11 protein-coding genes and 1 pseudogene are annotated in these 12,590 nt (G+C 73.5%); 10 read left to right on the forward strand and 2 right to left on the reverse strand.

The genetic code is table 11. The features are described 5' to 3' along the window. The first annotated feature begins 487 nt into the window (after nucleotides 1-487). Complete coding sequence (locus DFJ66_RS27955) at nucleotides 488-3,331, forward strand: NACHT domain-containing protein (RefSeq protein ID WP_121225342.1); 2,844 nt, start codon at nucleotides 488-490, stop codon at nucleotides 3,329-3,331. 52 nt (nucleotides 3,332-3,383) lie between these two features. Next, the gene (locus tag DFJ66_RS27960) at nucleotides 3,384-3,824 is read left to right on the forward strand and encodes a hypothetical protein (protein ID WP_121225344.1); all 441 of its coding nucleotides are present in this window, start codon (nucleotides 3,384-3,386) and stop codon (nucleotides 3,822-3,824) included. A gap of 97 nt (nucleotides 3,825-3,921) precedes the next feature. Here DFJ66_RS27960 and DFJ66_RS27965 read toward each other — a convergent pair whose 3' ends face one another. Further along, a complete protein-coding gene (locus DFJ66_RS27965; RefSeq protein ID WP_121225346.1) occupies nucleotides 3,922-4,146 on the reverse strand; it encodes an acyl-CoA carboxylase subunit epsilon in 225 nt (74 codons plus the stop codon). Further along, on the reverse strand, nucleotides 4,143-5,774 hold the full coding sequence (locus DFJ66_RS27970; protein ID WP_121225348.1) for an acyl-CoA carboxylase subunit beta: 1,632 nt from the start codon (nucleotides 5,772-5,774) through the stop codon (nucleotides 4,143-4,145). The genes DFJ66_RS27965 and DFJ66_RS27970 overlap by 4 nt, the downstream gene beginning before the upstream one ends. A gap of 172 nt (nucleotides 5,775-5,946) precedes the next feature. On the opposite strand from DFJ66_RS27970, the gene DFJ66_RS27975 reads away from it, so the two are divergent. The 8 genes and pseudogenes from DFJ66_RS27975 to DFJ66_RS28010 all read left to right on the forward strand — a co-directional run. Continuing rightward, nucleotides 5,947-6,732 (forward strand): biotin--[acetyl-CoA-carboxylase] ligase, encoded by a 786-nt coding sequence (locus tag DFJ66_RS27975; protein WP_121225350.1) that lies wholly within the window; start codon nucleotides 5,947-5,949, stop codon nucleotides 6,730-6,732. Nucleotides 6,733-6,764: 32 nt separating this feature from the next. Continuing rightward, complete coding sequence (locus DFJ66_RS27980; RefSeq protein ID WP_121225352.1) at nucleotides 6,765-7,286, forward strand: PH domain-containing protein; 522 nt, start codon at nucleotides 6,765-6,767, stop codon at nucleotides 7,284-7,286. After that, a complete protein-coding gene (locus tag DFJ66_RS27985) occupies nucleotides 7,273-8,202 on the forward strand; it encodes a hydroxymethylglutaryl-CoA lyase (RefSeq protein WP_121225354.1) in 930 nt (309 codons plus the stop codon). The genes DFJ66_RS27980 and DFJ66_RS27985 overlap by 14 nt, the downstream gene beginning before the upstream one ends. Next, on the forward strand, nucleotides 8,199-8,747 hold the full coding sequence (locus DFJ66_RS27990; RefSeq protein ID WP_121225356.1) for a GNAT family N-acetyltransferase: 549 nt from the start codon (nucleotides 8,199-8,201) through the stop codon (nucleotides 8,745-8,747). The genes DFJ66_RS27985 and DFJ66_RS27990 overlap by 4 nt, the downstream gene beginning before the upstream one ends. Nucleotides 8,748-8,844: 97 nt before the next feature. Further along, nucleotides 8,845-9,300 (forward strand): YbaB/EbfC family nucleoid-associated protein, encoded by a 456-nt coding sequence (locus tag DFJ66_RS27995; RefSeq protein WP_121231838.1) that lies wholly within the window; start codon nucleotides 8,845-8,847, stop codon nucleotides 9,298-9,300. Continuing rightward, on the forward strand, nucleotides 9,297-9,605 hold the full coding sequence (locus tag DFJ66_RS28000; RefSeq protein WP_121225358.1) for a WXG100 family type VII secretion target: 309 nt from the start codon (nucleotides 9,297-9,299) through the stop codon (nucleotides 9,603-9,605). The genes DFJ66_RS27995 and DFJ66_RS28000 overlap by 4 nt, the downstream gene beginning before the upstream one ends. 11 nt (nucleotides 9,606-9,616) lie before the next feature. Continuing rightward, nucleotides 9,617-12,277, forward strand: coding sequence for a TNT domain-containing protein (locus DFJ66_RS45140; RefSeq protein ID WP_281276644.1), 2,661 nt, complete (start codon nucleotides 9,617-9,619; stop codon nucleotides 12,275-12,277). Next, nucleotides 12,274-12,522 (forward strand): annotated as a pseudogene (locus tag DFJ66_RS28010) (hypothetical protein); the annotation flags it as partial. The gene DFJ66_RS45140 and the pseudogene DFJ66_RS28010, both read left to right, overlap by 4 nt. Nucleotides 12,523-12,590 lie beyond the last annotated feature (68 nt).

Genomic DNA, 12,590 nt, shown 5'->3' on the forward strand with positions numbered 1-12,590 from the left:
CGCCGCTCGCGCCCCGCCGCTGGCCCACTGCCGCCGCTGGCTCGAGCCGCTTGCCCCCGCCGCCGCTTGCCCGCCGCCACTCGCGGGTCGCCTGTCGTGGGCTGTGGGTCGTCGTTCGCGAGTCGCGGATTTCGCCGGTTCGTGCCGCTGGGCGTGGCCTCCGGCCCCCGTCTCCATTCTCCCACCGGGGACCGACAGAGCCGGGCGTGCGGCGATCTGAGGAGTTCGGTGGAAGCCCGGCGGAGAACAACCGGAGAGCGACCGGAGAACAGGAGGAGAGCGAGCGCAGGGGCGGCGGTTGGGGGTGGGCGAGGTTGGGGGAGATCGACTGGGAGCAGAGCGTCGGGGGTGCGGCCGGTTGGGGTGGTGGGGTGGGCCGGGTGGGGGTGGTCGGGTGTGGCTTTGGGGGGTAGCCGGGGCGGGAGGCGGTGGTGGGGGTCGTGATCGGCTTACGCTGGGGTAGGCGCCAGTCCGTGGGGAGGCGTGAATGGTGGTCGACCCGATCTCGGGTGCGTTGGGCGCTGTCTTCGGGACGGCGTTCGACGGGTTGCTCCAGCACGGTGTCGGTGGGCTTGCGCATCGGGTCGACGACCGGCGGCGGATTCGTGCCCTCGCCAAGCCCGACCGGGTCGTTCGGCGGGTGGCCGAAGAGCTTGCCGGGTTGCGGCGGACCGAGTTGGCGGGGGTGTCCGACCAGGAGTGGCAGCGGGCGGTCGAGGCGGTTCGGGACGGGTTGGGGGCCGTGCCGTGGGAGCGGTTGGCCAAGGAGCCTGCCGACCTGGTCAACGGTGAGCGGTTGGCCAAGCGGGTGCCGGCCACCGACCAGGAGTTCACGGCCGGTGGGCGGGCGGCGTACGAGTTGCTGCTCGCCGGGTGTTGTGCGGGGTTGGCCGAGCTCGCCCGGTCCGTGGACCGGATCATGCGTGACCTCCACGTCGGCGTCAGCGACGGGGTTTCCGAGCTGGTCGAACGCGACTCGCGCGAGGCCGCCGACTTCGCCCTCCGCTACGCCGACTACGTCATCCGGACCACCAACTCCTTCGAGCTGTTCGGCGTGACGCGCGGGCGCGGCCCGGGACGGCACTCGTTCGACCGGTCGTACGTGAGCCTGGCCGTCGCGCGTCGGGGCGGGCGGGACGACGAAGCCCTGACCGGTGCGGGTGTGGGTGCGGCGACCGCGTTCGAGGACGCTCGCCGGGTCCTGCTGCGCGGGTCGGCGGGTGCGGGCAAGACGACGTTCCTGCGGTGGCTCGCGCTCACCGCCGCGCGGGACGGGCTCGTGCCGTTCTTCGTACCGTTGCGGCAGTTCGCCGAAGGTCCGCTGCCCACGCCGGAACGCATCCTGGACACCACCGCGCCCGTCCTGGCCGAGGAGAAACCCGACCGGTGGATCGTCGGCCGGTTCCGCGAGGGCACCGCCCTCCTGCTGGTGGACGGCATCGACGAGCTCGGCTCCGAGCGCCGCGCGGAAGCCCAGCAGTGGCTGGAAGACCTGGTCGCCGCCTACCCGAACGCCCGGTACGTCGTGTCCACCCGCCCCTCGGCGGTGGACGAGAACTGGCTGGGCGAAGCCGGGTTCACCACCTACGACCTGCTCCCGATGTCCGCCAAGGGCGTCCGGGACTTCCTCGCCGCCTGGCACGACGCCGCCCGCGCCGAGCGGCCCGACCTCGCCGCCTGGCTCGAGGACTGCGAGCACCGCCTGGCCGAGACCCTGGCCACGCGGGCGGACCTGCGCAAGCTCGCGTCCAGCCCGCTGCTGTGCGGGCTGCTGTGCGCGCTGCACCAGGACGGCGGCATGCACCTGCCCCGCGACCGCAAGTCCCTCTACGACGCCGCCCTGGACCTGCTGCTGGTCCGCTGGGACGAACAGCGCGGCGTTCACGTCGACCAGGACCGGTTCGGCTTCTCCAAGGAGGAGCAACTCGTCGTCCTGCAACGGTTCGCGTACTCGCTGGTGCGCAACAGCCGCCAGCTGGTGTCGAAGTCCAAGGCGCACCAGTGGATCGGCAGCGCCATGCGCGGCCTGCGCCCGCACGACGCCGAGCCTTCCCAAGTGCTGCAACGGTTCCTGGAGCGCACCGGCCTGCTGCGCGAGTCCCTGCACGGGGACGTCCAGTTCGTGCACCGCACGTTCCGCGACTACCTGGCCGCCAAGGAGGTCGTGGACTCCGGCGACCTCGGCCCCCTGGTCGACCACGCCCACCGCGACGACTGGCACGACGTGGTCGTGATGGCCGTCGCCCACGCCCGCCCGGCCGAGCGTGCCGAGGTGCTGGCGGGCCTGCTCGACGGCAACGAGGCCGCCCGCCACGCCCCGCGCGTGGCCGACCTGCTGCACCTGCTCGCGGCGGCGGCCGTCGAGCACGCCGACGTCGTCGGCAGGGTCGACAAGCGGCCCGACGTGCGCGAGGAGGTGCGGCGCGCGGTGGCGCGGCTCATCCCGCCGACCACCATGACCGACGCCGAGACCCTGGCGTCGGCCGGCGCGTTCGTGCGCGACCTGCTGCCGGACACGCCCGAGGGCCTGACCGACATCGAGGCGGCGTGCGTGGTGCGGGTGATCGCCATGATCGGCGGCGAGGGCGCGCTGGAGAAGATCAAGCCGTTCACCGAGCTGGACGAGTCCGTGGTGCTGGACGAGTTGCTGCGCGCCTGGCGGCACTCGCCCAACCCCGAGGACTACGCGCGGACCGTGCTGGCCGAGGTGGACTTCGGCGACCAGCGCGTGGACCTGCGCGGCTGGCACCGCATCCGGCACGTCCACCACCTCAAGCACCTGCACCACCTGCGCTGCCTGGGCGGCTGGACCCCGCTCGACCCGGTCGCCGCCGCACCCGGCCTGCGCCGGCTGGAGCTGATGCAGAACGACGTGCTCAAGTCGCTGGAACCGCTGGCGGGCCACCCCTCCCTGCGCTCGCTGCACCTCACCCAGTGCCCGCTGATCCGGGACCTGTCGCCGCTGGCGCGCACCGGGATCGAGGAACTGTCGCTGCACTTCACGCCCGCCGACCTGCGCACCCTGAAGGGCGCCCGCCTGCACACCCTGCGCGTGCGGCACCCGGCGCTGGAGACCGGTCTCGGCGTGATCCCGGCGGACCTGCCGCTGCGCGTGCTGGCCGTGGACAACCGGCCGCCGGGCCGGTCGCTGCTGGGCGTGTCCCGGTGGCCGGGACTGCGGGTGGTGGAGTGCTACGGCATCCCGCACCCGGCGGAGGTGGCGGAACTGGCCGAGCTGCCCGCGCTGGAACGGCTGGTGATCCGGCAGCCGGAGTCGCCGGTGGACCTGAAGGGCCTGCCTGACCGGGTGACCGTCGAGGTGGCCGGCTGAACCGCCCGCTGGAGCGGCGGTCGCGTTCCGCCGGCGCTGCGTAGAACTACCGATGCGCGTGCCGCCGGGGTTGGGCAACCTCGAAGACGTGCAGCGCTGGGCTCTGGTGGTCCGCCGGACCGACCGGGCTCGCGGTCGGCGGTGGTGGCTGGCCGTGCCCGCGGCCCTGGTGGTCGCGGTGGCGGCGGCGGTGGTGTCGACCGACCCGGTCGGGTACGGGGTGGCGTTCTGGCCGTTCCTGAGCCGGTCCGACCGCGACGACCTGCGGGTCATGGAGATGGTGACCGGTGCGGCCCGAGCGCAGGGCGACCCGGCGCGGGTGCCGCCGGCGGTCGCCGCGGACGGGGTCGAGGTCCTGGAAACCCACCTGCACCCGCCGAACGGGGCCGTGTGGATGCGCGTCCGCTACCCCGTGCACGACGGCGTCCGCTGCCGCGAGGTGATGGTGCTGGGCGACCGCGTGCAGGTCACCAGCAGACGCGTCGACTGCTGACCGGCGCACCGCGACGCCCCGAGGGACGCCGCGGTGCCGCGTAGGCCGGGCGGGTCGAGCGGTGCCGCGTCGGCCGGGCGGGTCGGGCGGTGGTGGGTCAGCCGGGCAGGCCGGAGGCGCGCCAGGCGCCGGGGCCGTGCGGCAGCGGGCGGCGGACCAGGCGGGTCGGGTCGGCCCACGCCGAGCGGCGCGGGGCGGGCTCCTCCGCCTGGTCGGTGCCCAGGGTGGCGACGACGGCCGTCAGGGCCGCGAGTTCCTCGTCCGAGGGGTTGCCCCGGACCACGCGCAGGTACGGGCGCTCCGATTCGCGCGGCTCGCTCATAGCGGGATGTTCCCGTGCTTCTTGGGCGGCAGCGTTTCCCGCTTGTCGCGCAACATCGACAACGCCCGCGCGACGTAGGACCGCGTGTACGACGGTGGGATCACACTGTCGATGTAACCACGTTCCGCGGCGACGTAGGGGTTGCACAGGGTGTCTTCGTACTCCTGCTGCAACTGCGCCCGCAGCGCCTCGACGTCCTGCCCCTCGGCGGCGGCGTTGGCCAGCGTCTTGCGGTGCACGATGTTCGCCGCGCCCTGCGCGCCCATGACGGCGATCTGCGCCGTGGGCCACGCCAGGTTGATGTCCGCGCCCAGGTGCTTGGAGCCCATGACGTCGTACGCGCCGCCGTACGCCTTGCGGGTGATCACGGTGACCAGCGGGACGGTCGCCTCCGCGTAGGCGTAGATCAGCTTCGCGCCGCGCCGGATGATGCCGTTCCACTCCTGGTCGGTGCCGGGCAGGAAGCCGGGCACGTCCACGAACGTCAGCACCGGGATGTTGAACGCGTCGCACGTCCGCACGAACCGCGCCGCCTTCTCCGAGGCGTCGATGTCCAGGCAGCCCGCGTACTGGGTCGGCTGGTTGGCCACCACGCCCACCGAGTGGCCGTCCACGCGGCCGAAGCCGATCAGGATGTTCGGCGCGAACAGCGGCTGGACCTCCAGGAACTCGCCCTCGTCCAGCACGCGGGTGATGACCTCGTGCATGTCGTAGGGCTGGTTCGCCGAGTCCGGGATGAGCGTGTCGAGCTCGCGGTCCTCGTCGGTGATCGAGTCCTCGACCGAGCCGTGCACCACGTCGTCGGGCGCGTCGAACACCGGCGGCTCGGACATGTTGTTCGCGGGCAGGTAGGACAGCAGCTCCTTGACGTAGGAGATGGCGTCCTCCTCGTCCGAGCCGAGGTAGTGGGCGTTGCCTGACTTGGTGTTGTGCGTGCGCCCGCCGCCGAGCTCCTCGAAGCCCACGTCCTCGCCGGTGACGGTCTTGATGACGTCCGGGCCGGTGATGAACATGTGCGAGGTCTGGTCGACCATCACCACGAAGTCGGTCAGCGCCGGCGAGTACACGTGCCCGCCCGCGTTCGCGCCCATGATCAGCGAGATCTGCGGGACGACGCCGGAGGCGGCCACGTTGCGGCGGAAGATCTCGCCGTAGAGGCCCAGCGAGACGACACCCTCCTGGATGCGTGCGCCGCCGCCCTCGTTGATTCCCACGATCGGGCGGCCCGTCTTGATGGCCAGGTCCATCACCTTGACGATCTTCTCGCCGTAGACCTCGCCGAGCGAGCCGCCGAAGACGGTCACGTCCTGGCTGAACACGCACACCGGGCGGCCGTCGACCGTGCCGTAGCCGGTGACGACGCCGTCGCCGTACGGGCGGTTGCGCTCCTGGCCGAAGTTGGTCGAGCGGTGCCGGGCCAGCTCGTCCAGCTCGACGAACGACCCCGGGTCGAGCAGCAGCTCGATCCGCTCGCGGGCGGTCTTCTTGCCCTTGGCGTGCTGCTTCTCCACCGCCCGCGCGGACCCTGCGTGCACGGCCTCGTCGTTGCGGCGGTACAGGTCGGCCAGCTTCCCGGCCGTGGTGTGGACGTCCGGCTCCTCGCCGATGGGGGCGGTCGCACTGCTCATGAACGGGCAGCTTAACCAGACCGGGCACGTGAGGTACCCGTGAGTAGCCCAGCTCACTGGAAGGGGCTTGACCTCTACCGCGCTGGAGGTTGCAGGCTTGATCGCAAGCGGCCCGCCCCGCCTCCACACCGCTCCGACAGCGCGCGGGGCGGGTCGCTCCTACTCTTGCCCCGTGAGCACGCCACTAGACGCCGATGTCCTCCGCGAACGGCTCGTCGGCACGCACTACGCCAAGCTCGACGTCGTCGCCTCCACCGGCTCGACCAACGCCGACCTGCGCCGCGAGACCACGGACCGGTCCGTCCTCATCGCCGAGGAGCAGACCGCCGGCCAGGGGCGCAGGGGCCGCACGTGGACATCACCCGGTGGTGGGATCTACCTGAGCGCTCTGTTCCGGCCTGACGATGTCCCGCCGCAGCGACTTCCCTGGTTGACCTTGATCGCCGGGGTCGCGCTCGTCCGGACCGCTGCGAGCGTTGGCGTCCAGGCCACCCTGAAGTGGCCCAACGACCTGCTGGTGGGCGACCGGAAGGCGGCCGGCGTGCTGGCCGAGATCACCGCCGACCACGCGGTCGTCGTCGGCATCGGCCTCAACGTCGCCAAGCTCCCCACCGGCATCGAGCCGGGCGCGGGCGGGCTGGAGCCGACCAGCCTGGCGGACAACACCGACCAGGACTTGGACCGCACCGAGATCGCCACCACCCTCCTGGACGAGCTCGCCCACCTCGAACGCGCCTGGCGCGACGCCCACGGCGACCCGCACGCCTCCGGCCTGTACGACGAGTACGTGCGCGAGTGCTCCACGTTGGGCCGCCGGGTCCGCGTCGACCTGTCCGCCGGGCAGCTGTCGGGCACCGCCCAGGACCTGGAGGTCGACGGCACGCTGCTGGTCCGCGACGACGACGGCGTCGACCACCCGGTTTCCGCCGGGGACGTGGTGCACCTGCGGGTACGGTGAGGGCCACCAAGCGCTGACGCGAAAGGACCGCCGTGGCCTACCCGGACGACCTGCTCAGCCCCAGCGAGCACGTCGTGCTCCACAAGCACCCGCACTGGAAGACCCTGGTCGTCCCGGTCCTCGCCCTCGTCCTCGTGGTCGCGGCGGCGGTCACCCTGGCCGTGCTCACCGACTGGGGACAGGTCGCGTGGCTGGTCATCGGCGTCTTGGCGCTGGCCGTCGTCGTCTGGCTGACGTTGGTGCCGGTGGTCCGGTGGCGCACCACGCACTTCATCGTCACCAGCGACCGCGTGATGTACCGGGAAGGCGTCCTCAAGCGCACCGGGCTGGACATCCCGCACGACCGCATCAGCAGCGTCCGGTTCGAGCAGTCCCTGCCGGACCGGGTGCTCGGGTGCGGCACGCTGATCGTGGAGTCCTCGTCCGACGAGCCGCTGGAGTTCGACGACATCCCGGGCGTGGAGAAGGTGCACTCCCTGCTGTACCGGGAGATCAACGACAACCCGGACGACGATCACCAGCCGGGGGAGAGGGTCGGGGATGGGCGCGCGTGAGGTCGGTCTGCCGGACCGGGTCGGCGGCGAGGGCCTGCCGGAGAGCGTGACGATCTGGGAGGTCGGTCCCCGCGACGGCCTCCAGAACGAGAGCGCGGTCGTCCCGGTCGGGGTGAAGCTCGAGTTCCTCGAGCGGCTCGCGGACGCGGGCGGGAAGGTCCTGGAGGCCACCAGTTTCGTGCACCCGAAGTGGGTGCCGCAGCTGGCCGACGCCGAGGAGCTGCTGGCCGGCCTGGACCGCCGGGGCGGCGTCAGCTACCCCGTGCTGGTGCCCAACGAGCGCGGCCTGGACCGGGCGCTCAAGGCGAGCGTGGACCACATCGCGATCTTCGCCTCCGCCACCGAGACCTTCGCCCGCAAGAACCTCAACTCGTCGCTGGACGAGCAGTTCGCCATGTTCGAGCCGGTGGTGGCGCGGGCGCGGGCCGAGGGTCTTCGCGTACGCGGGTACGTGTCGATGTGCTTCGGCGACCCGTGGGAAGGGGCCGTGCCGCGCGAGCAGGTGATCGGTGTCGGCAAGCGGCTGCTGGACATGGGCTGCGACCAGCTCTCGCTGGGCGACACGATCGGCGTCGCCACGCCCGGCCAGGTCACGGCGCTGATCCGCGGCTTCGACCGGGTGGACCAGCTCGCCGTGCACTTCCACGACACCTACGGCCAGGCGCTGTCCAACACCTACGCGGCGCTGCTGGCGGGCGTGCGGACGGTGGACTCGTCGGCGGGCGGCCTGGGCGGCTGCCCCTACGCCGAGTCGGCGACCGGCAACCTGGCCACCGAGGACCTGGTGTGGATGCTCGACGGCCTGGGCATCGCGCACGGCGTGGACCTGGACAAGTTGTGCGACACCAGCGCGTGGATGGCTCAGCGGCTGGGTCGTCCCAGCCCGTCGCGGGTGGTGCGGGCGCTGCGCGGATGAAGGCCGTCGAGCTGACCGCGGACACGTGGCCGCTGCTGGTGGACCTGTTCGGCCCCAACGGCGCGGTCACCGGCTGCTGGTGCACGTTCTTCCTGCGCGACCGCGCCGACTGGCGGGCCGGCCAGGGCGACGGCAACCGCGACTTCCTGCACTCCCGCCTGGGCGACCCGCTCGGCGTGCTGGCGGTGGAGGACGAGGCCGCCCTGGGCTGGGTCGCCGTCGCGCCGAGGCCGTACTACCCCCGGTTGGCGACGATGAAGGCGGCGGCCGGCGACTACCCGGCCGACACGTGGTCGGTGACGTGCTTCTTCATCCACCGCACCGCCCGGCGGCGCGGGGTGGCGAAGTTCCTGCTGGAGGAAGCGGTCTTGTTCGCGGCCGAGCGGGGCGCGAAGCACGTCGAGGGCTACCCGGTGGACACGGGCGGCGCCAAGAAGGGCTCCGGCGACCTCTACCACGGCACGCTCGCGATGTTCCTGGACGCCGGATTCGGCCTGGTGGAACGAAAAGGCACGAACCGGGCGCTGGTGCGCCGAGCGGTCTGAAATTTGCTCCATCCGGGGCGGGAACCGGGGTAGGGGTCGTAACGTCCAACGCGCGACCGACGACCATGCCCGGCGACGGCGCAGACCGGAGGTGGCCGTGACGACCGATCACCGAGCCCAGGTTGACGAGCTGCTGGCCGACTACCGGCGCAGCCGGGACCAGCTCGCGTCCGTGCAGCGCGACCTGGCGAAGGTGACCGCGTCCGCGACCAGCCCGGACGGCACGGTCACCGCGACCGTCGGCCCCCAGGGCACGCTGACCGACCTGGAGCTGACCGACGCCGCCTACCGGCTGCGGCCCGCGCAGCTCGCCCAGGTGATCGTGCGGACCGCCCAGGACGCCGCCGCCAAGGCCGCCGAGCGGACCTACCGGGCGATGGCCCCGGTGCTGCCCGCCGGCACCGACCCCGAAGCCCTCGTGCGCGGCACGGCCGACCTGCGGCCCGAGGAGATCGCACCGCCCGCGCCCAAGCGGCGGCCGGTCGTCGAGGACGACGAGGACTTCGAGCAGCGCGACTGGCTGAACGTCGAGACCACCGGGGGACCGAGATGAGCGGTTTCGAGACCGACCTCGCCAAGCTGACCGCCGGCGCCGCCGACTTCGGCGCGTTCGCCGAGCGGGCCGGGACGATCTTCGGCGACCTGGGCGGCCTGCTCGACTCGTTCGGCGCGTGCTGGGGCTCCGACGCCATCGGGCAGAGCTTCGCCTCGTCGCACGTCCAGCCGTCCACCGACGCCCTGACGAGCCTCGGCGACCTCGGCCGCGAGTTCGGCGGCATCGGCGAACGCCTCACCGAGACCGCCCGCACCTACCGCGCGGCGGAAGACGGCACCGCAACCTCCTTCGGCGCGATCTAAAGGGGCAGGGGATGGGGATCGAGCTGCCGGCCGAGCTGGCCGAGGTCGCCGCGAAAGCGGGCGTGACCTGGCCGCAGGCCGACGAGGACGCGTTGCGCTCGTCCGCCGCCGCGTGGCGCGAGGCGGGCACCAAGCTCTCCGCGCTGGCCGGCGAGTCCGACGGCGCGGCGTCCCGGGCGCTGACCGGCCTGTCCGGCGAGACCGGCGAGGCGGCCCGCCGCCGCTGGACCGCGTTCACCGGCCCGGACGGCAAGCTCCACCAGGCCGTGCGCGGCTGCCACGCCGCCGCCGACCGCCTGGACCACGCCGCGCAGCAGGTCGGCGCGGCCAAGGTCGAACTGGTCCGCGAACTGGTCACCCTGGCCAAGAACAACGACGCCGCCAACCAGGCCGCGGCGGCCGGCCACCCGACCGCGTTGCTGGGCTTGGACACGGTGGTGCGCGGCACGGCGGCCAACGTGGCGCACCTGACGGACACCTTGACGCACGCGGTCCGGTTGGACAGCGGGGTCCAGGTCGGCGGTCGCCCGCTGCTGGACGTGAACCCCGGCGTGCACGGGCCGTCGCACGACGTGCCCCCGGCCGGTCCCGGTGAGGGCGCTCCCGGTGCTCCGGCTGACGGGCGCGGTGGGTCTTCGGGCGGGTTGCTCGGGGGTGGCGGGTTGCTCGGTGGTGGGCAGCAGCCGGGGTCGGGCGGGTTGCTCGGCGGCATCCTCGACGGTGGCCAGACCCAGCAGGCTCCCGGGCAGGCGGTCCCCGGGCAGGCAGTTCCCGGGCAAGCAGTTCCCGGGCAGGCGGTTCCCGGTCAGCCGGGTCAGGGTGGTGGTGGGCTGCTCGGCCGCGTAGTCGAGACGGTCGCCGCGCCCGTGGCCGGGGTGGTGAACCCCGTGCTCGACACGACCGGCCAGGTGGTCAACGGCGCGGTCGAGGTCGTCGGCGACACCGCGCAGGCCGCGGCGGACGTGCTGCCCGGCAACGAAGGTCCGCACGGTGGCGAGGGCCCGCACGGGCGCGTGGACGGACCCGGACGCCCGCAGCAGGCACCCGGACTGGTCCCGGGTCTGGTGGACCAGGTCGCGTCGCCGGTGCTCGGCGGGAACGGCCCGGCCGGACCGGTCGCGCCGGCCGTGGAGACGGTCGTGCGCGCGGCGGACACCGTGACCCAGTCGGCGGCGGCCGTCCTCGACCGTCCCCTCCTGCCGACCGAGACCCCGCACGCACCCGCCGCCCAACCGGCCGCGCAGGTGCCGAACACGCCGCAGGGCCCCGGCTTGGGTGCTCCCGGCGGCAACCTCGGCGGTGGCGGTGGTCTGGGTGGCGGACTGGGTGGCGGTCTCGGCGGTGGCTTGAGCGGCGGTGGCCCGAGCGGTGGTCTCGCGGGCGGTGTGAGCGGTGGCGGCGCGGCTGCTCCGGCGGCCGGTGCGGCGGCGAGCGGTGCGGCGGCGGCTGCTTCCGGCCAGACCGCGAGTCAGGCGGGCCAGGCCGCGAACCAGGCGCAGTCCCAGGCCGGGCAGCAGGCGGCTCGCGCCGGGCAGCCGGTCGCGGGCGGGCCGGGTGGTGCTGCCCAGGGTGGTGCGGCGCAGGGTGGTGGTGGCCAGGGCGGGTCCGGCTCGGCGGGTTCGAGCGCGAGCCAGGGCCAGAGCGGCACCCAGAACACCAGCCCGAGCCAGGGCAACCAGAGCGGCCAGGGCCAAAGCGGCCAGGGCCAGGGCGGTTCGGCGAAGGATGCCGCCGGTGCGGCCAAGGACCCGGCCAAGGACGCCGCCAAGGCCGCGGAACAGGCCGCCTACGGGCTCGCCGTCGTCCCGCTGGCCCGCGACCTCGTGGTCCGCGGCGGTCAGGCGCAGGCGTTCCTGCCGGGCTGGACCCCCGGCCAGGCCGCGCCCGGGACCCCGGCCCACGGCTACACCGGTCAGGGCAACCCGGCGGGCGGGTCGGCGTACGGGTCGATGTCCGGCGTGCTCGGGACGGGTCCGGCGGTCTCCCTGGAACTGCCCGGCGCACCGCAGAAGGCCGGCCAGACCGCGCAGCCCAGCGACGAGTTCGTCGCCCTGTTCCTGCTGCACATGTTCCCCGGCGGCACCCTGCCGCCCGCCCGGCGCACCCCGGCACGCCAGCTGCCGACTCCGTCCGAGGAGCAGGAGTTCGCCTCGGGCCTGCGGTTCGAGCCGCAGGGGCACCCCGACGGCGACCTGGTCGACGCGTCCGCGCGCCCGCTGCCGAAGTTCGTCCACGGTCCGGGCGGCGAACCGGACGCCGAGCTGCTGCACGACTACGACGCCCTGGCCGGCATGCACGAACGCGACTGGGACCGCCGGTTCCTGGTCCGCGCCGACCCGCCGGAGTACGCGTGGCCGCCGGGCGAGCTGTTCCCCGAGGGCGGGTACGAGGCCGGGCAGCCCGGCGTGCTCGCGGTGGGGGTCGAGCTGGACCGGTTCGGCACGCCCGAGGGCCGGGTGCTGTCCGAGCTGGGCACGCCGTTCGCGCAGCGCTCGCTGCCACCGGCCGCGCTGGACGCGGGCTACCACCGCTACCGGGTGCTGCGCGAGCTGCCGGTGTGGTTCACGCTGTCCGCCGAGTGGTTCGGGCAGCCCGGCGGCGGGGTGCGGTACCGGACGACCTACCCGGTGGCCGAGCTGGTCGCCTTCGGGTACCTGGAGGAGGTTCGATGAACGCCGAGTCCATCCAGGGCTGGCTGCTGGCCGTGGGCGTGCCCGCGGAGGTCGTGTCGATCGGGGCCGAGGCGGACAACGCGTGGTGCCTGGTCCGCGACGACGAGGGTTTCGAGGTGTTCTGGCGGGAGCAGGGCAACCGGTACGACTGGGCCCGGTTCAGCAGCGAGGACGTGGCCTGCCACTACCTGTTCGGCCGGCTCGTGTGGGCGCAGGTCGTCCGGGGTGCGGTGGGCCTGCTGCCGCAACCGGGAGGATCGGAACCACCCGCTGACACGACCCAACCGGTGTCCGTGCCGACCGACGAACCGGC

The organism is Saccharothrix variisporea (assembly GCF_003634995.1).
GTDB classification, from domain to species: domain Bacteria; phylum Actinomycetota; class Actinomycetes; order Mycobacteriales; family Pseudonocardiaceae; genus Actinosynnema; species Actinosynnema variisporeum.

Excerpts from the sequence above, each read along its gene's own strand:
- DFJ66_RS27955 (WP_121225342.1), top strand. The coding sequence starts at position 488 with ATGGTGGTCGACCCGATCTCGGGTGCGTTGGGCGCTGTCTTCGGGACG.
- DFJ66_RS27960 (WP_121225344.1), top strand. The coding sequence starts at position 3,384 with ATGCGCGTGCCGCCGGGGTTGGGCAACCTCGAAGACGTGCAGCGCTGG.
- DFJ66_RS27965 (WP_121225346.1), bottom strand. The coding sequence starts at position 4,146 with ATGAGCGAGCCGCGCGAATCGGAGCGCCCGTACCTGCGCGTGGTCCGG.
- DFJ66_RS27970 (WP_121225348.1), bottom strand. The coding sequence starts at position 5,774 with ATGAGCAGTGCGACCGCCCCCATCGGCGAGGAGCCGGACGTCCACACC.
- DFJ66_RS27985 (WP_121225354.1), top strand. The coding sequence starts at position 7,273 with ATGGGCGCGCGTGAGGTCGGTCTGCCGGACCGGGTCGGCGGCGAGGGC.
- DFJ66_RS27990 (WP_121225356.1), top strand. The coding sequence starts at position 8,199 with ATGAAGGCCGTCGAGCTGACCGCGGACACGTGGCCGCTGCTGGTGGAC.
- DFJ66_RS28000 (WP_121225358.1), top strand. The coding sequence starts at position 9,297 with ATGAGCGGTTTCGAGACCGACCTCGCCAAGCTGACCGCCGGCGCCGCC.
- DFJ66_RS45140 (WP_281276644.1), top strand. The coding sequence starts at position 9,617 with ATGGGGATCGAGCTGCCGGCCGAGCTGGCCGAGGTCGCCGCGAAAGCG.